This is a genomic window from Salipaludibacillus keqinensis, from assembly GCF_003226325.1.
In the GTDB taxonomy this organism is placed as follows: domain Bacteria; phylum Bacillota; class Bacilli; order Bacillales; family Salisediminibacteriaceae; genus Salipaludibacillus; species Salipaludibacillus keqinensis.
Map to the genome: position 1 here is coordinate 284,416 of NZ_PDOD01000005.1, position 16,734 is coordinate 301,149.

General features: G+C 40.0%; 15 protein-coding genes. 10 read left to right on the forward strand and 5 right to left on the reverse strand.

From position 1 onward, the window contains the following. Window positions 1–21 precede the first annotated feature (21 nt). The 4 genes from CR194_RS18135 to CR194_RS18155 all read left to right on the forward strand — a co-directional run bounded on the left by CR194_RS18135 (window position 22) and on the right by CR194_RS18155 (window position 3,815). Window positions 22–1,212 (forward strand): ornithine--oxo-acid transaminase, encoded by a 1,191-nt coding sequence (locus CR194_RS18135; RefSeq protein WP_110611679.1) that lies wholly within the window; start codon window positions 22–24, stop codon window positions 1,210–1,212. Between the two features lie 195 nt (window positions 1,213–1,407). After that, window positions 1,408–2,319, forward strand: a complete 912-nt coding sequence (locus CR194_RS18140) for a proline dehydrogenase (protein WP_332888683.1) — start codon at window positions 1,408–1,410, stop codon at window positions 2,317–2,319. A 123-nt stretch (window positions 2,320–2,442) separates the two neighbouring features. Beyond that, the gene (rocF, locus tag CR194_RS18145; RefSeq protein ID WP_233254422.1) at window positions 2,443–3,312 is read left to right on the forward strand and encodes an arginase; all 870 of its coding nucleotides are present in this window, start codon (window positions 2,443–2,445) and stop codon (window positions 3,310–3,312) included. Between the two features lie 263 nt (window positions 3,313–3,575). After that, window positions 3,576–3,815 carry a hypothetical protein gene (locus CR194_RS18155; RefSeq protein WP_110611687.1) on the forward strand — a complete coding sequence of 80 codons (240 nt, stop codon included), beginning with the start codon at window positions 3,576–3,578 and terminating at the stop codon, window positions 3,813–3,815. 98 nt (window positions 3,816–3,913) lie between these two features. Here the strand turns inward: CR194_RS18155 and mgtE are convergent, their stop codons facing one another. From mgtE to CR194_RS18175, 4 genes are all read right to left on the reverse strand, one after another. Continuing rightward, on the reverse strand, window positions 3,914–5,257 hold the full coding sequence (gene mgtE / locus CR194_RS18160; protein ID WP_110611690.1) for a magnesium transporter: 1,344 nt from the start codon (window positions 5,255–5,257) through the stop codon (window positions 3,914–3,916). A gap of 181 nt (window positions 5,258–5,438) precedes the next feature. Then, complete coding sequence (locus CR194_RS18165) at window positions 5,439–7,139, reverse strand: b(o/a)3-type cytochrome-c oxidase subunit 1 (protein ID WP_110611692.1); 1,701 nt, start codon at window positions 7,137–7,139, stop codon at window positions 5,439–5,441. Continuing rightward, window positions 7,139–7,606 carry a cytochrome c oxidase subunit II gene (locus CR194_RS18170; RefSeq protein ID WP_110611694.1) on the reverse strand — a complete coding sequence of 156 codons (468 nt, stop codon included), beginning with the start codon at window positions 7,604–7,606 and terminating at the stop codon, window positions 7,139–7,141. Before CR194_RS18170 ends, CR194_RS18165 begins: the two co-directional genes overlap by 1 nt. A 19-nt stretch (window positions 7,607–7,625) precedes the next feature. Further along, window positions 7,626–7,781 carry a cytochrome c oxidase subunit 2A gene (locus CR194_RS18175; protein WP_233254414.1) on the reverse strand — a complete coding sequence of 52 codons (156 nt, stop codon included), beginning with the start codon at window positions 7,779–7,781 and terminating at the stop codon, window positions 7,626–7,628. A 395-nt stretch (window positions 7,782–8,176) separates the two neighbouring features. Between CR194_RS18175 and CR194_RS18180 the strand changes: the two genes are divergently transcribed. The 3 genes from CR194_RS18180 (at window position 8,177) to CR194_RS18190 (ending at window position 12,320) form a co-directional block, all read left to right on the forward strand. Continuing rightward, window positions 8,177–9,235, forward strand: coding sequence for an ABC transporter ATP-binding protein (locus CR194_RS18180; RefSeq protein ID WP_110611697.1), 1,059 nt, complete (start codon window positions 8,177–8,179; stop codon window positions 9,233–9,235). Window positions 9,236–9,466: 231 nt separating this feature from the next. After that, entirely contained in the window at window positions 9,467–10,615 is a 1,149-nt protein-coding gene (locus tag CR194_RS18185; RefSeq protein ID WP_408640767.1) for an extracellular solute-binding protein, read from the forward strand. A gap of 22 nt (window positions 10,616–10,637) precedes the next feature. Next, window positions 10,638–12,320, forward strand: a complete 1,683-nt coding sequence (locus tag CR194_RS18190; RefSeq protein ID WP_110611700.1) for an ABC transporter permease — start codon at window positions 10,638–10,640, stop codon at window positions 12,318–12,320. Window positions 12,321–12,395: 75 nt separating this feature from the next. Here CR194_RS18190 and CR194_RS18195 read toward each other — a convergent pair whose 3' ends face one another. Next, a complete protein-coding gene (locus CR194_RS18195; protein ID WP_110611702.1) occupies window positions 12,396–13,163 on the reverse strand; it encodes a rhomboid family intramembrane serine protease in 768 nt (255 codons plus the stop codon). Between the two features lie 264 nt (window positions 13,164–13,427). On the opposite strand from CR194_RS18195, the gene acpS reads away from it, so the two are divergent. From acpS to CR194_RS18210, 3 genes are all read left to right on the forward strand, one after another. Continuing rightward, window positions 13,428–13,796, forward strand: a complete 369-nt coding sequence (gene acpS, locus CR194_RS18200; protein ID WP_110611704.1) for a holo-ACP synthase — start codon at window positions 13,428–13,430, stop codon at window positions 13,794–13,796. Between the two features lie 71 nt (window positions 13,797–13,867). Beyond that, entirely contained in the window at window positions 13,868–15,400 is a 1,533-nt protein-coding gene (locus tag CR194_RS18205) for an NAD(P)H-hydrate dehydratase (RefSeq protein WP_110611705.1), read from the forward strand. Window positions 15,401–15,449: 49 nt separating this feature from the next. Then, window positions 15,450–16,556, forward strand: coding sequence for a LolA family protein (locus tag CR194_RS18210; protein ID WP_110611707.1), 1,107 nt, complete (start codon window positions 15,450–15,452; stop codon window positions 16,554–16,556). The last annotated feature ends 178 nt before the right edge of the window (window positions 16,557–16,734 follow it).

A 16,734-nucleotide genomic window follows, 5' to 3' on the forward strand; every position in this document is an offset into this window, starting at 1 on the left:
CTCACAGAAGGGAGCTACTTCATGACTAAAACAGCAGAAATTATTGATGTAACTGAGAAGTACGGGGCACGTAACTACAATCCTCTTCCAATTGTTATTGCTAAAGCTGAAGGAGTATGGGTGGAAGATCCTGAAGGAAACCGGTATATCGATATGCTAAGTGCGTATTCAGCGGTTAACCAAGGCCATCGTCATCCTAAAATCATAGAAGCTTTAAAAAATCAGGCTGATCGGATTACCTTGACATCTCGTGCTTTTCATAATGATCAGCTTGGACCTTTTTATGAAAAAGTTTCAAAACTGACAAACAAAGATATGGTCCTTCCCATGAATACAGGTGCTGAAGCGGTTGAGACAGCTGTAAAAGCTGTTCGCCGCTGGGCCTATCGTGTTAAAGGAGTTGAGAAAGATCGTGCTGAGATCATTGTATGCGAAGAGAACTTCCATGGTAGAACAATGACAGCCGTGTCTTTATCATCCAATGACGCATATAAAAATGATTTCGGACCGATGCTTCCAGGGATTAAAGTGATTCCATTTGGGGACGCCGAAGCACTGAAAGCAGCAATAACTCCTAATACAGCGGCGTTTCTATTTGAGCCGATTCAAGGAGAAGCAGGGATTAACCTTCCTCCCGAAGGATTTTTAAAAGAAGCGTATGACATTTGTAAAGAAAACAATGTCTTATATGTCGCTGACGAAATTCAATGTGGTCTAGCAAGGTCAGGAAAAATGTTCGCATGTGATTGGGAGAATGTAGAACCAGATATGCTTATTCTTGGAAAAGCACTTGGTGGCGGAGTGATGCCGATTTCTGTCGTCTGTGCAAATGAAGAGATTCTAGGTGTTTTTGAACCAGGCTCTCATGGCTCCACATTTGGAGGGAATCCGTTATCTTGTGCAGTGTCCATGGCAGCTTTAGACGTCATTGAAGACGAAAAGCTAGTAGAAAGATCGTTGAAAATGGGTCAATATTTATCGGATCAGCTTAAGAAAATTGATAATCCTAAGATTAAAGAAGTAAGAGGAAGAGGCTTGTTTATTGGTGTCGAATTGACAGAGCCAGCAAGATCATACTGTGAAGAATTAAAGAAAAAGGGCTTATTATGTAAAGAAACTCATGAAAATGTGATTCGATTTGCTCCGCCATTAGTTATTTCACAAGAAGATTTAGACTGGGCCATCGAACAAATAAAAAGCGTTCTTTCATAAAGAATCCTTCTCAGCATCATTAGAATGTACCCTGTAAAGAGAAGACATCTCGAGGAAAGAGGAGACTTCGTTTTATACGGGGAATCCTCTTTTCGTTTTTTAGAGAATCGAAGAAAAAGCGAAAGCTTTGTACTAAACATGACTCGAAGGTGAAGGGGAGCTGCGTAGCCGCGTCATGAAAAAGAAAGGGGTTGAATGGAGATGATCACAAGAAATTTTTTCCTGTTTTTATCCCAAAATAAATTTGTGAAAGCAAAAGCAACAAAATGGGGACCTAAGCTTGGCGCTAAGTCGGTTATCGCTGGTGAAACAATTGATGAAGCGATGGAAACAGTGCGACAATTAAACGAACAAGGACTTAGTGGTACCGTGGATCATTTAGGAGAGTTCGTTTATAGTCGTGATGAGGCAATAGAGTCAGCAGATTTCTGCATTAGAACGTTGGACGCTATTGCTGAAGCGAAAGTGGATTGTAATTTATCTTTGAAGTTGACTCAGCTTGGTCTAGATGTGGATCGTAACTTATGTCGTGATAATATGGTGCGCATTCTAGAGACAGCTGAAAAGTATGATAATTTCGTCCGGATTGATATGGAGGATTATTCTCATTTAGACGCAACCTTGGAACTTTTGCATGAATTACGGCAGCGCTTTGACCGGGTGGGAACAGCTATTCAAGGTTATTTATACAGGGCTGAAAAGGATATTCGTCAACTTGAAGGAGTAAACTTGCGATTGATCAAAGGGGCGTATAAGGAATCTCCAGAGGTCGCCTATCAAAAACAAGAAGAAGTTGACCGGAATTATTTAAATATTATAAAATCCCATATGCTAAATGGCAGTTATGCGGCGGTAGCCACTCACGACCACCGAATCATAGATGAAGTGAAAGCGTTTGCTAAAGAGCATAATATTACAAAAGATAAATTTGAATTTCAAATGCTGTATGGGTTTAGAAGTGAGCTTCAAACAGAAATTGCTAAAGAGGGATATAAAATGAGAGTCTACATTCCCTTTGGAGAAGACTGGTATGGTTATTTCATGCGCCGGCTTGCGGAACGCCCTCAAAATGTCACATTTGCCTTGCGCGGGCTTCTCTCTAAATAATTCGATCTAGCAAGAAAGCTTGTCAAAAGCTTCATATGATGCAAAGATTAGATAGTCATAAACTTTTAGAAAAAGGTTGAGGTGGAGTCATTGAATAAAAAAATATCAATTATTGGCGTTCCTATGGACTTAGGTCAAACTCGTCGTGGAGTAGATATGGGCCCAAGTGTTATTCGCTATGCTGGAGTTGTAGAACGCCTGAAAAATATTGGTTATGAAGTAGAAGATCGCGGTGATATCGAAATTGGACGGCCGTCTGAGTTAGACGTGAAAAATGAAGATAATTTAAAAGATTTGGACGTTGTTGTTAAGGCGAATCAAGACCTTGCAGATGGTCTTACAGATGTAATGAACGAGGGTAACTTCCCACTAGTCCTTGGCGGTGACCATAGTATTGCTATTGGTACTCTTGCTGGCGTTGCCGATAAGTACGAGAACCTCGGTGTGATATGGTACGATGCACACGGCGATTTAAACACAGGTGAAACGTCTCCTTCAGGGAACATTCATGGGATGCCTTTATCAGTTAGTCTAGGAATAGGACACCCAAGTTTAACGGAAATTGGCGGATATGCTCCGAAAATTAAACCTGAAAACATCGTCATTGTAGGTGCCCGTTCATTAGATGAAGGCGAACGTAAGCTGATTAAAGAAAAAGGAATCAAAGTCTATACGATGCACGAGATAGATCGTATGGGGATGAGCCAAGTCATGGAAGAAGCCATTGAACATGTATCTAAAAATACTGATGGCGTTCACCTTAGTTTAGATCTTGACGCATTAGATCCTCATGATGCACCAGGAGTAGGTACACCTGTTATTGGGGGACCGAGCTATCGTGAAACACATTTAGCGATGGAGATGCTTGCTGAAAAGGGCATCATCACTTCCGCAGAATTTGTCGAAGTGAATCCGATCCTCGATACGAAGAATCAAACTGCAATCGCTGCAGTAGGCCTTGTAGGCTCACTTTTTGGCGAGAAACTTTTATAAAAAACAATCAGTTAAAAACCTAATTTCACTCATGAAATTAGGTTTTTATTTTGTTGAAATGAAAGCTTTGCATCGTATAAAAGAAGAGTTACCTCTTATAGAACTTCAATTCGTTCATATAGAAGCGAACTTAAGTCATATAGGACGGCAATTCGTTCGTATAACAACATTCGACAAGTTTCTCACGAGCTGAAGTCTTTTAAATAAAAGGTTTTAGGGGTATTTAATCCGGGAAGGGCGATAACAGAGGAGGATGATAGAAAATGTCTAAACCAGGACTAAATACGTTGAAACCCGGTGCAAATTACTTTGCGAAAGAGTTAGATAGCTTCGTCTCATCTACAGATGTCGTATTACTTTCTACGAACGACTCACAAATCTTTTCCGATCCAGAAAGGCAATATAAAGTCATTCATGAATTTGATGGATTCTTTGAGCATTCATCGGACGATGGAGAGAAATATTTCCGTGAGAAAAAAGCTTATGTGGTAGAAAAAGTATAGAAGGAAGACAAAAGCCATTCAGGATACATCCTGAATGGCTTTGTTTGTCGTCATTTTTTAGTGTACTATTGCATATCAACGATTGAGCAAATAGAAACCTAAATTAAATAATGCATTAAGCTCGTCGCGATTCCAAAATAAATTAACAAAGAGAAGATGTCATTGAGCGTTGTGATTAACGGTCCTGATGCTACGGCAGGATCCAAACCGACTCTAAATAAGATTAAAGGAATCACGGTACCTGCCATCGTCCCAATGATTAGTGTAGCCAATAAGCTTATGCCAACAACAATACCGAAAACGAATGATTGCCAAAACATTGCTATTAAGAATACGAGCAAACCACATACAATCCCAATGATAATACCTACTTTGAATTCGCGCCATATTAATTTCAGGATTGTTCCCCGGTCCGTATCGTTCGTTACGAGCCCGCGCACCACTACGGCCAGGGACTGGGTACCTGTGTTACCTGTCATTCCAGCAATCATCGGCATAAAGAATATGAGAGCGACGACTTGTTCCAACGTGTCTTCAAAACTGTCTAAAATGGTTCCGGATATCAAACCAATAAATAATAACAGAACGAGCCAAGGGAGGCGACGATAAGAAGCAACGACCGCTTTAGTTTGGAAATCGATGTCTTTACCTGAAGCGGAAAGTTTTTCGATATCCTCTTGGGCTTCGTCCATAAATACGTCGATGACATCATCAACAGTGACAATTCCTTTTAATATATTTTGCTCATCAACGACCGGGACGGCAAGGAAGTCATATCGTTGAATAAGTTGGGCCACCTCTTCTTGGTCCGTATGAGTTGGTACTGAAATCACTCGGTTAAACATAATATCGTCAATTTTCTCGTCCATGTCTGCTAATAGTAAGTCGCGATACGAGACAACGCCAACGAGTTTTTTATTCTCATCAATTACATACAAGTAATAAATGTTTCTAGTTAATTCAGCAAAACTTTTGAACTTTTCAACGGCATCTCGAACGGTATAGTAATGACGAATCCAAACAAACTCATTGGTCATAATTCCTCCGGCGGTTTCAGGAGGATAGCTCATCAGTTGCTGGACTGTTTTTGATTCATCGTTCTCCATTGCAGATAAATATTCTTCTAATTTGCCTTCTGAAATCTCACTCAGTAAGTCGGCCAAGTCATCGTTATCCATAATATCCATGATTTTCGAGGATCTTTCTATTCCTAGTTTTTCCAAGACCTCGATTTGCATTTCCGGTTCCAGTTCCATGACAAGATCGGCAATATCTTTAGAGGTGAGATAAGTAAGAAACTTAAAGTGATGCTTCTCAGGCAAAGCTCGATAGAGTTCGGCTAAATCATAAGGGTGTAGTTCTTCAGTCATCTCTTGAAGAGCCAGTTTATTTTTATCTTTTAAATGTTTTATTGTAAGGACAGTTAATTTATCAGTTTCCATATAAGTATCCTTTCTTGAAAAATAAGAGTAATCAATCATTTAATCATAATATCATTATATGTACATGGGTGCACCAAGTTGTCTTCACTAAGCTATACCCTTTTTCCTAAAAAAAATGTAATGAATAAGTGAAAACCACCCTTTAAAGTGAAAAGTCACTCTAAAGGGTGGTTGGTAATTTCTATCGAATCAGGTTGTTGAATGTTGGTGATCCTGGAGGTGCATTAACGATCATATCGTAAATTGGAATCGTGTAAGCAAATAAAATAAGTACGACAGCAATTCCAATCCACAGCTTCCAGTTTTCAAGTATAGCTGGTGTATGTGGTGTGTCATCAGGGTCTGGAGTGATTGGGAACTCCGTCTCTCCTTTTGGAGCAAACCAAGCTAGATAGACAAAGTTATAGAACATGAGCAGACCTGCCGCGGTTAGGATGACGCCTCCTAAAGCAACAGTCACGTGGCTAGCGAAGATCCCTTCAAACCATGATAAGGCTTGAGGGTGATCCTGGTAAGTCGTATACGCAGTTCGCCTTGGAGCACCAAACAAGCCTAAAATGTGCATCGCGCCTGACATGAAAAACATGCCGATTGTCCACAGCCATGTCGTAACGATCCCTGAGCGATTCATGAATTTAGTTAATTTTCTTCCAGTAACAAGTGGAATAAGCCAGAATGCCATTCCGAAGAATGTTAGCACGACCGTTGTTCCGACTGTTAAATGAAAGTGCCCCACGACCCATAATGTATTATGAATAACGGCGTTCAGTTGAAAGCTGGCGTTAATCAAGCCACCGGCACCTGCTGGTATGAAAATCAGCATACCCATAAAAGGAGCGAAGAACCTGACATCTCCCCATGGAAGTTTCTTTAACCAACTAAATAAACCTTTACCTCCTTTTTCTCGTCCCGTTTGTTCGAAAGTAGCAAAAATAGAGAAAGCAGTTAATAAGGAAGGTACAACTACAACGAACGTTAGAATGGTCTGAACGTATTTCCAAAATTCAGTAATACCTGCTTCCATCAGTTGATGGTGAAAACCGACTGGGATTGAAAACAAGAGAAATAATACGAATGCAAGTCGTGCCAGTGACCCACTAAATAATCGTCCGCCGATCACTTTAGGAATAACTAAATACCAAACCATGTAGGCGGGCATGATCCAAAAATAGACGAGAGGATGCCCGAAGTACCAGAATAAAGTCCGGCTTAATAAGACATTGATTTCATCTGTGTATCCAAGGGCCCAAGGAAGCATTTGCCCTAATACGGTAGCGGCAACTCCTAATCCTGCAACAATCCATAAAATAATCGTTGCTGTAGCCATGAAACCAAATAATGGTGAAGGTTGACCTGGGTTCAATTTTCTCCACTTAAAATAGTGAGCCATGATGGTTGCGCCGGCTACCCAAGTTCCTACGATAAATAAAGTTAATCCAATATAGTAAATGAAATGTGCTTGTAGCGGTGCATAAAATGTATAAAGGACAGATGCTTCATTAGCCAGAATCATCGTTGCGGCCATGACGGTTCCAATTGTAGTAATAAAGAAACTAATCCAAGCTAATTTACGCAGACCATCTGAAAACGCACCATGTGTTTTACTCATTCCTGCGAAAAAGAAACCGAAAATAATATATGTTGTAAATACAAGTGCTAATAATACGCCGTGTGCAGTAAGGATTTGATAATACCCGAGCCAACTTGGCAGTTGAATCATTCCACCACGTGCTAGTCCTTGAAGTAATCCTCCTAAAATACCCAGGAGAAAGGCAAAAAAAGCCACGGAAATATGAACAAAAGCTAACTTCCCATCTTTAGGTGATATTTGAACTTCAGGTATTTCTGTATAATCTTGCAGGGCTAAGTTAGATTGTTTCATTATGGTGTCACCTCAATTTTCATTTGCATGTAATGGTGCCCCGTTCCACAATACTCGTTGCAAAGAACCAAGTATTCGCCAGGTTCATCGAATGTGTACTCGGCCATGTTAACGTGACCGGGTGTAATCATCATATTCACATTCGTTCCAGGGATGGTAAAGCTGTGGACAACGTCCGAACTTGTTACTTCAAAGATGACGGTTGAACCAACTGGAACTTCAATGGTGCCGGGATCGTACCCGAACGCCATGGCAACAATTCTTGCTCTATAGGTATCTTCATTTATCTGGTCTAAACCAGGCTCAGAAAACACAGATTCTTCTAAGTTTTGAGCATCGACTTTAGCCATATGACTGGGAGGCTGTTGACCAAAGGCGAAAGCTGCCACCCCCAGAACGGCTAGAAACAGTACTAAAGATCCTATCCCGAATATAAGCCATATTTTTTCGTATTTGTGTAAATGCATCGAATTCAGTCCCCCTCTATTACGCTCTTATTAAAAATAAATAAAATATTGCAAACCATGAAACTAAAATAAATGATCCAATAAACATGACGAAGATGAGCGTCCCTTTTAAAGAAGAATCCTCCTTAACTTTCTGTACCTGATTCTGTTGTGTTTTCATGCCAGTCTGAGCCATGTGTGATAACCTCCCCCTGTAAATTCAAGCGTAAATAAAGTGAGCCCTGTATATTTTCTATAGTATAAGAACAATGAGGTGTGATGAAATGCAAATTGTGAAGAATTAGTGAAAAATGTAAAAAAATACAATTAACACTATTTAGACAGTGTTAATTGCATTCTGATACAAAAAAAGTAAAGGGAGTCAATAAGTAAACTTATTAAGTGAAAAGGTTTGCAAATATTTTTGACAAGGTGATGAACAACGTTGACCTTAAAAAAACAGGTGTGCTATAATTCATCTATAATGAAAATCATTCTCAACTACATTTTAACGATTCTAAACTAACAATTGATACAGTGAAGTCATATAGAAGATTTTGATGATAAGGGACTATCTGGGAGGTAGTAATCATGAGCTTTATTCAACTGGAGAATATTACGAAATTATTTACGGGTGGGGACAAAGCGGCGGTGGACGCACTACAGTTAAATATTCAAAAGGGTGAAATTATTACACTGCTAGGTCCTAGTGGTTGCGGAAAAACGACCACTTTACGTATGATCGCAGGGTTTGAGAATCCAACTAAAGGCACTATTCATATCGATGGGAAAGAAGTATTCAGCGAAAATCATTCTCTTCCTCCTGAAAAACGAGGAATTGGAATGGTCTTTCAAGATTATGCCTTATTTCCTCATATGTCTATCTTAAAGAATGTCATGTTTGGATTAAATAAATGGGGAGCAAGAGAAAAAAAGTTACGAGCAAAAGAAGTGTTGGAACTGGTAGGTTTAGAAGATTATGCGAAGAGGTACCCAACTCAGCTTTCTGGTGGACAGCAACAGCGAGTTGCATTAGCTCGAGCATTGGCACCTAGACCTCACGTAGTGTTAATGGATGAGCCATTTAGTAACCTAGATGCTGGCCTTCGAGAAAAAATGCGCTATGATGTGACAAATATATTAAGAAAAGCAAACACAACAGCGATCATGGTAACTCATGACCAGAAGGACGCATTTGCAGTCTCTGATAGAGTCGTTGTCATGAAGGACGGTCTCATTCAACAAATTGCAGCGCCAAAGGAAATGTACCGTTGTCCGAAAAACTGTTTTGTAGCCCAGTTTGTTGGTAAAACGAATTTGTTAACGGGTACGATGGACACAGATTTGCAAAATATTCACACTCATATAGGTAAAGTTTCTTTGCCTACACAATGGCAAGAGCGTTTAGATACTGTAAAACTCTCTATTCGCCCAGAAGGTTGCCGACTTTCAGAGCAAGGGGCTTATTGCGGACAAGTAGAACGAGTCACTTACAGCGGAGAGTACCAAGAACTTCATGTGCGGCTTCATAATGAACCTGAATTATCAGAAGAGCCCATGCTCATTTATGCTCCTGTAGAGCAAGATGTAGAATTAGGTACGATCGTTTCATTTGATATTAAACCCGAACTTGTCGCCTTGGTTGAGTAGAGCACTTAGCAACTATCTCGATGTACGTCGGGGTGGTTGCCTTTTTATTATGTGGCATCTTTACGATGCGATAATATATATCTTTTAATAATTATTACAAACTAACATTGTGTTGTCAAATATTTTTTTTAAATCTCATTGACAATGATTCTCACTTAGTATAAACTGAGTTTAATTGATAATGATAATCATTTTCAATTAAATGAAAACATACTTATAAAGATAGGGGAAATGAACATGAGAAATTTACTTAGCTTTTCGCTGTTACTTATTCTGTCAGTCTTTCTGTTGGCAGCATGCGGGGAAAATGAAAACAATGCCGCGACGGGAAATAACAATGATGTAGAAAACAACGACGAGGCAGCAAACAACAACGACGCAGAAAATAATGAAGAAACTGCAAATAATCAAGAAGAAGTAGAATTAGATGGTGAACTTATAGTATACTCAGCACGTAATGAAACATTTGTTCAAGCGTTATTAGATAAATTCTCTGAAGAGACAGGTGTCGAAGTAAGAGCTCTTCACGAAGCCGATCCTCTTCAAATCCAAGAGGAAGCTGGAAATGTACAAGCCGATGTATTTATTTCAAACGACTTGGGAGCTTTAGAATATTTGAATCAACAAGAGTTACTGGAAGGTTTTGACCCAGCGAATGTAGATAGTATTGATGAACAATTCCGTGCTGACAACAACGAATGGATAGCTATTTCAGCTAGAGCACGAGGATTTATTTATAATAAAGATATGATTTCTGAAGATGAAATGCCAACGAAAATGGAAGACCTATTCGATTCAGAATGGGCAGATGTAGAAAATGGTTATGCCATTACCCGTGGTGGGAACGGTGGTATGATTGGAAATATTTCTGCTTTACGATATGAGTGGGGAGACGAAAGGACATCAGAATGGATTGCGGCTATTCAAGACAATGCAGCAGGAATTTTTGAAGGACACGGAGATATCCGCCGTGCGGTAGGCGCTGGTGAACATGCTTTTGGTCTCGTGAATAATTACTATTATCATCAGCAACTTGAAGAGCCGAATGATAACAATGTAGGGTTTATTTATGCAGATCAAGGTGAAGATGACATGGGAGCTATTGCTAATGCAGCAGGGTTAGGGATGGTTTCAGGAGCACCTAACGAAGATAATGCTCGGGCATTCATCGAGTGGGTATTAGAAGAAGAAAATCAATTAGCCTTCGTTGGGGAGTCATTAGAAGTACCGATTAACCCTGAATTGGAACCTCCTTATGAGCAAGCTGTTCCATTTAGCGAATTAAAGGTTCAAGATATGCCGCTTAAAGAACTTGGAAATTATTTTGAAGATACGCGTGCACTCATTGAGGATTCTGGTTTAGATTTAGAATTAAGATAAACAATGGTTTGGGAGAGGGCATATGAATCAGGATAAAGGTAGACAAAATAAACTAAATAATGATAGTCATGCCAAGGTTGGGGATGGAAAATCCCCAGCCATTCTCCGTTTTATAAACCGGAAGTGGATGGAAATTTGGAAAGGGAACCCTCCTGGTACGGTATTATTGCTTATTGGATTGATTGTAGCTTTTATCATGTCAGTACCAATTGTATATGTGATATGGAGGTCTCTCTTTGCTGGTGCAAATAGTTGGATGAGGTTATTAGGAGACCGTATTCCTCAACTACTATGGAATACACTTTCTTTAACAGCTGCAGTAACCTTTTCGGCTGTTGTGATTGGTATTTCATTAGCTTGGATTGTTGTGAGAACAGACTTGCCAGGGAAAAAAATGTGGCAATGGATGATGGCATTACCCCTCGTTATCCCACCATATGTTGGAGCAGTAACATATATTATTGTGTTTGGTCCGAGCGGATGGTTCGCACGATTCTGGAGAGAATCACAATGGTTATCAGCAATAGGCGATTATCCATTGAATATTTATTCTTTTTGGGGTGTGTTTTTCGTATTAACGATGTTTACATATCCGTATGTTTTTCTCATTGCTAGTGCTTCTTTAAGAAAGATGAACCGAAACTTTGAGGAAGTAGCAAGGTCTCAAGGGATGACAACTTCACAGATATTTTTCAAAGTAAATCTCCCTTTGTTAAGACCAGCAATTGGGGCAGGGGCGATTTTAATTTCCTTGTATGTGTTATCTGACTTTGGAGCAATCGCTATGCTTCGATATGTGACATTTACGGCTGCCATTTACTATCAGCGGGCAGGTTTTGATATCCCTTCTGCGTCTGTTCTTAGCTTAGTTTTGATTTTATTAACGATATTAATTTTGTGGCTAGAATCGTACACAAGAAAGAAGAACAAATTTTATCAAACTTCGAACACGTTTAAAGAACCGGATACCTTGTCTTTAGGTAAATGGAAACCGTGGGCGCTTCTTTTTGTTAGCGCTGTTTTCATGGTCGCGGTGGTCCTTCCAATTTCAGTTTTAATTTACTGGACTGTCATCGGAGCAGGGATGGGAGCCATTGATGCAAGGTTTATAGGATTTGCCTGGAACAGTATTAAAGTATCCGGGTTAGCCGCGATCTTGTGTATGGCGTTAGCTACCCCGATCATCTATTTGAAATCAAGGCATCCTTCTGTCATTTCACAAACGATTGATAAGTTAAGTTACGCAGGCTATGCTCTTCCAGGTGTTATTGTGGCTCTAGGGATGGTGTTTATTTTTAATAATCATATCCCTTCCCTTTACAACACGTTTTATATGATTGCTATCGCCTTTGTCGTAAGGTTTCTGCCACAGGCTATGCAATCAGGCGAAGCGTCACTAAGTCTTGTGTCACCGAGGATGGATGAAGCTGCCCGGAGTTTAGGATATCCTGCTTGGAAGGTCATGATTAAAGTCATTATTCCCACAATCATGCCGGGGATCCTTGCTGGAGGTGCACTCGTCTTTGTCAGCTCGATTAAAGAATTACCTGCTACGTTAATGCTCCGTCCACCTGGATTTGATACCTTGGCTGTGAGAGTGTATTACGAAGCATCAGAAGCCATTTATCACCAAGCGGCACCAGGGGCATTATTAATAGTCCTCGTGTCAATCATCCCGTTACACTATTTATTGCGAAAATATTAGATAATGAAAGGCTACCTGTCGTGAGGTAGCCTTTTCTCGTAGATTCATATTGTGCTGTAAGGTTGCAGCTAATGATTAATATAAAGTAGGTAATAAAAAGGTTGAAACGAGATAAAAGAATAGAATCATAGCAGCGAAGCCGCCGATTATATAGTAGATCAACCTTTTTTTGAACTTAGCGCGTTTGGACCAACGATTGGGATCAAACCCAATATCGTCCGGATCGTGTACTGGTCGTTGTTGGTGATTGCGCCGTAAATTTGTAAGAATAATAGGGGCGATTACTGCACCTGAAATTAATCCGAATATGTGAGCAAGAATGTTAATTCCAGGGTTGATAAATGTCATAATAACACCGAGAACAACTATGGTCATGATCAATTGAGAATTAGTCTGATCAATTAAGTCTTTTCGAACAAGGACCATATAAACATAAACGCCAAATAAACCAAAGATCGCACCGGAGGCTCCTAGGTGGAAAGTTCGATCGTCACCTAAGAAATAAAAGACGACGTTCGCCATGATTCCTGTAGCTAAATAAGCGGATAGGAATTTCACTCTGCCTAGCATCGATTCCAACGCGGGACCAAATAGCACAAGAGAAAAGGAATTGAACGCCATATGCATCAGCCCGCCGTGGAGAAAAATAGGTGTAACAATTCTCCAATACTCTCCTTGCGATATCAAGATATTATTTCCCATTCCTAACCATCGAATTTCTAACCCACCTAAAAAAGGAAACCAATACATCCATATATAGAAGAATATATGAATGATCACCAAGGCGGTAATGACTTTATAAGATTGTATAAAACTACTAAAGCTTTCGTTACGAATGAACATCATCTGAACCCCTTTTCTCGTGTGTAACAATAAAATTACTGAACTCGCCTATTTAAACCTAATTCGTCGGTATTTATAGCGCATCGCGTTTCTTATTATATTTTAGCATATGCGTCATTTTATAGACTATGGGCAGATCTTGAAAACTTGATTTCGTTTAATATATCGCACAAACATAAACTGAGTTTACTTGAACATAGGCTGTTTTTCTTAAATGATCATTCGTTATATAATGGAAATACAACTCGTGATGGAGGTGATAGGATGATCCATGGAATTGGATTAGACATCGTAGAATTAAAAAGAATTGAATCGGTATTTATACGAAGGGCAGAATTCGCCAGAAGAATATTAACAGCAACTGAATTAAGTACCTTTTACTCGCTGACAGGTAAAAGGAAAATAGAATTCCTAGCTGGGAGATTTGCGGCCAAAGAAGCATTCGCAAAAGCTTTAGGCTGTGGAATAGGGAAAGAACTTTCTTTTCAAGACATGGAGATTCGCGCCTCTGCCACAGGGAAACCATGGATGCATCTGTTGAAAAAAACAGGCTATTCAACATTAAATCATGTATCCATTACACATACGAGAGAATGCGCTGCGGCACAAGTAATTATTGAATCAAAAGAGTAGCATATAGACAAGTCTGCATATTGTCGTGGACGACCTCATATAGTGTTAATGCGGATGGGAGGGATAGAAACATGTACGTGGTAACGGGTGAGGAAATGCGCCAAATCGATCGCTATACCATGGACCAAATTGGCATGAGTGAAGAATTATTAATGGAGAATGCAGGTCAAGCATTTGTTCGTCATCTTGTTTCGTCTCTTTCTCAAAGTGATGATATTCTCGTTTTGATTGGTGCAGGGAATAATGGTGGGGATGGATTTGTCATAGCCAGACTTTTACTAGAACAAGGCTTTAAGGTGAAAACATGGGTCATACCGCCTGAGGAACATATAAAAGGGACAGCTAAGCTTCATATGAATCTTTATCGCCATTGCGGACACCCGGTTTCAAATTATCAAACAGGTGAAGCACAGTTTTCAGATGAGCTGAAAGATTGTTCTGTCGTGGTGGATGCTTTGTTGGGGACAGGGATAAAAGGGTCGCTAAGGGAGCCGTATGTTAAAGTGATTGAACAGGTGAATAAAGCTCGAAAACGAGTCATTTCTGTTGATATACCAAGCGGTCTTTTAGCATCTGAATCAGGGGGAGAGCGGATCGGGATCTTAGCTGATGAAACTTATACCCTTCAAGCTCCAAAGCTAAGTGCTTTCCTGTATCCTGGAGCCGGGAATTATGGAGAGCTTCATATCCTTGATATAGCGATCCCAAAAAGATCTTTCGAGGAAGTTTCTCCTCATCGGCACTTAATTACTGAGAAAAAAGTTCAAGCAACGTTGCCTCAGCGGCTTGGGCATATTCATAAAGGTCAAGCGGGAAGGGCGCTTGTCATCGGTGGAGCTGATACGATGCCAGGCGCGCCAACTTTAACGACTGGGGCCTGCTTAAGGGCCGGTGCGGGCTTAGTGACCACTGTGATTCCATCCCGAATTAAATATTCTGTATCACAAAAAATTACCGAGAGTACGTTTCTATTTTTGAAAGATAGAGATGGAGAAATGACCAAAAAGGCTCTGGAAGAAGATATTCCTTTTGAACAGTTCGATGGAATCGCTGTTGGACCAGGTTTAGGTAGAAAAATAGCTAAATCTGTTCATCCCCTTTTATACGGTTTTTCCGGACCAGCAGTAATTGATGCAGATGGATTATTTCACATGTCAAAAGAACTCCATCTATGGTCAGAAAAGCCTAGGCAGTCGCCAACGATTATTACACCACACCCGGGTGAGATGGCCATGTTGACAGGGTGTACGATTGAAGAAGTAGAAAAGCGACGATTTCAATGTTCACGAGAATTTGCCTTGAAGTATGGAGTCTATGTGGTTTTAAAGGGACCGTTCACGATTGTGACGACACCTAAAGGAGACCAGTGGGTAAATACTACAGGGAATGCTTCTTTAGCAAAAGGAGGATCCGGTGACGTGTTAACCGGAATCATCCTAGCTTTCTTACTTCAACATTCCACAGTCACAGATGCCATCTGTAACGCGGTTCATATTCATGGGAAGCTTGCGGACAAAATGCTTGAAACGCATGACATCATTAGTGTAAATGCATCTGATTTGATTCTCACTCTGCCAGAGGTTCTAAAATCATACCGTTACTAACGCATGATCCCCTCCTTTGTCGTCGAAAAGACACAGAGGGGTTGAGTAAATGAAAAAAATCATATCCTTGTTTATCATAGTTATTGCTCTTACAGGCTTTATGACAGCTTGCGGAGAAAAAAGCCAAGAGGATGTCATAAACGATCTAGAAGGGAAACTGGATGAATTAACAGGTTATAAAACAAAGGCCACTATGACGTTGCAGACAGGCGAAGATCCTCAAGTGTATGAGGTGGAAGTGTGGCATCAAAGCCCTAATGATTACCGGGTACTATTGAACCATGCTGAAAAGGACCAAAGTCAAATTATTTTAAGAAACGAAGAAGGAGTCTTTGTCCTAACTCCGGCTTTAAATAAGAGTTTCAGATTCCAAAGTGACTGGCCTGAAAACAATAGCCAAGTCTATCTTTACGAATCTTTGATCAATGATGTTTTAATGGACCCAGAAAGAGTCTTTACAGCTACGGAAGATCATTATGTCTTTCAAACGAATACGAGTTATACAAACAAAAACTTGAATCAACAAGAAGTCATGCTCAACAAAAGAGATTTAACCCCTGCGACAGTTAAAGTTATGGATGCTGAACTTTCAGTATTAGTGGAAGTGGAATTTGAGGATTTTGAATTAAATTCAACATTCTCTGAAGATGATTTCGACATGGATCGTAATATGACAGGAGCGCAGCTTCAAAATAATGTTTCGACTATGACGGATACGGAAGATGAAGTTGACATGAATGAAGATGGTGACGAAGCAGAAGAAGATACGGACATGGTTGAACAGGCAGGTGAGGAAGAAAATGGGGAGTTTCCAGTGCTGTATCCGATGTATGAACCTCAAGGAACAGGGTTCTCTCATTCTGAGGAAGTAGTTACTGAAGATGGAAAAAGGATCATTCTATCTTATGATGGTGAACAACCTTTCACGCTGATTCAGCAACAAAGCAGAGTCGTGGAAGCATCCACACCTGTGCAATTATCTGAAGGGGAACCGGTTGATTTAGGGTTTACGTTCGGAGTTTTCTCGAAAGAAGGAGATCATCAATCCGTCTCTTGGTCATATGAAGGAACAGACTTTTTCCTAGTCTCAGGATCATTAGAACAAGAGGATTTAGTTGCCGTAGCTAGAAGTGTTTACGGGACGCAAGAAAAATAATAGAATTCGAGCACATAGAAGTTCATACGAGCTTTTGTGTGTTTTTTTGTGTGGAGAAAAAAGTCTAGAACGAAACTCCGCTTTTAAAGAATCTATAGTAAAACTGTTTGACAATAATAAATAAGAAGATTAATAATGAAAAGAACTTATATTAAAGCTGATTACATTTGGGGGAACG

Excerpts from the sequence above, each read along its gene's own strand:
- CR194_RS18210 (WP_110611707.1), top strand. The coding sequence starts at position 15,450 with ATGAAAAAAATCATATCCTTGTTTATCATAGTTATTGCTCTTACAGGC.
- CR194_RS18195 (WP_110611702.1), bottom strand. The coding sequence starts at position 13,163 with ATGTTCATTCGTAACGAAAGCTTTAGTAGTTTTATACAATCTTATAAA.
- CR194_RS18175 (WP_233254414.1), bottom strand. The coding sequence starts at position 7,781 with ATGGCTCAGACTGGCATGAAAACACAACAGAATCAGGTACAGAAAGTT.
- CR194_RS18190 (WP_110611700.1), top strand. The coding sequence starts at position 10,638 with ATGAATCAGGATAAAGGTAGACAAAATAAACTAAATAATGATAGTCAT.
- CR194_RS18170 (WP_110611694.1), bottom strand. The coding sequence starts at position 7,606 with ATGCATTTACACAAATACGAAAAAATATGGCTTATATTCGGGATAGGA.
- CR194_RS18140 (WP_332888683.1), top strand. The coding sequence starts at position 1,408 with ATGGAGATGATCACAAGAAATTTTTTCCTGTTTTTATCCCAAAATAAA.
- rocF (WP_233254422.1), top strand. The coding sequence starts at position 2,443 with ATGGACTTAGGTCAAACTCGTCGTGGAGTAGATATGGGCCCAAGTGTT.
- CR194_RS18165 (WP_110611692.1), bottom strand. The coding sequence starts at position 7,139 with ATGAAACAATCTAACTTAGCCCTGCAAGATTATACAGAAATACCTGAA.
- CR194_RS18155 (WP_110611687.1), top strand. The coding sequence starts at position 3,576 with ATGTCTAAACCAGGACTAAATACGTTGAAACCCGGTGCAAATTACTTT.
- acpS (WP_110611704.1), top strand. The coding sequence starts at position 13,428 with ATGATCCATGGAATTGGATTAGACATCGTAGAATTAAAAAGAATTGAA.
- CR194_RS18135 (WP_110611679.1), top strand. The coding sequence starts at position 22 with ATGACTAAAACAGCAGAAATTATTGATGTAACTGAGAAGTACGGGGCA.
- CR194_RS18185 (WP_408640767.1), top strand. The coding sequence starts at position 9,467 with ATGAACATGAGAAATTTACTTAGCTTTTCGCTGTTACTTATTCTGTCA.
- CR194_RS18205 (WP_110611705.1), top strand. The coding sequence starts at position 13,868 with ATGTACGTGGTAACGGGTGAGGAAATGCGCCAAATCGATCGCTATACC.
- mgtE (WP_110611690.1), bottom strand. The coding sequence starts at position 5,257 with ATGGAAACTGATAAATTAACTGTCCTTACAATAAAACATTTAAAAGAT.
- CR194_RS18180 (WP_110611697.1), top strand. The coding sequence starts at position 8,177 with ATGAGCTTTATTCAACTGGAGAATATTACGAAATTATTTACGGGTGGG.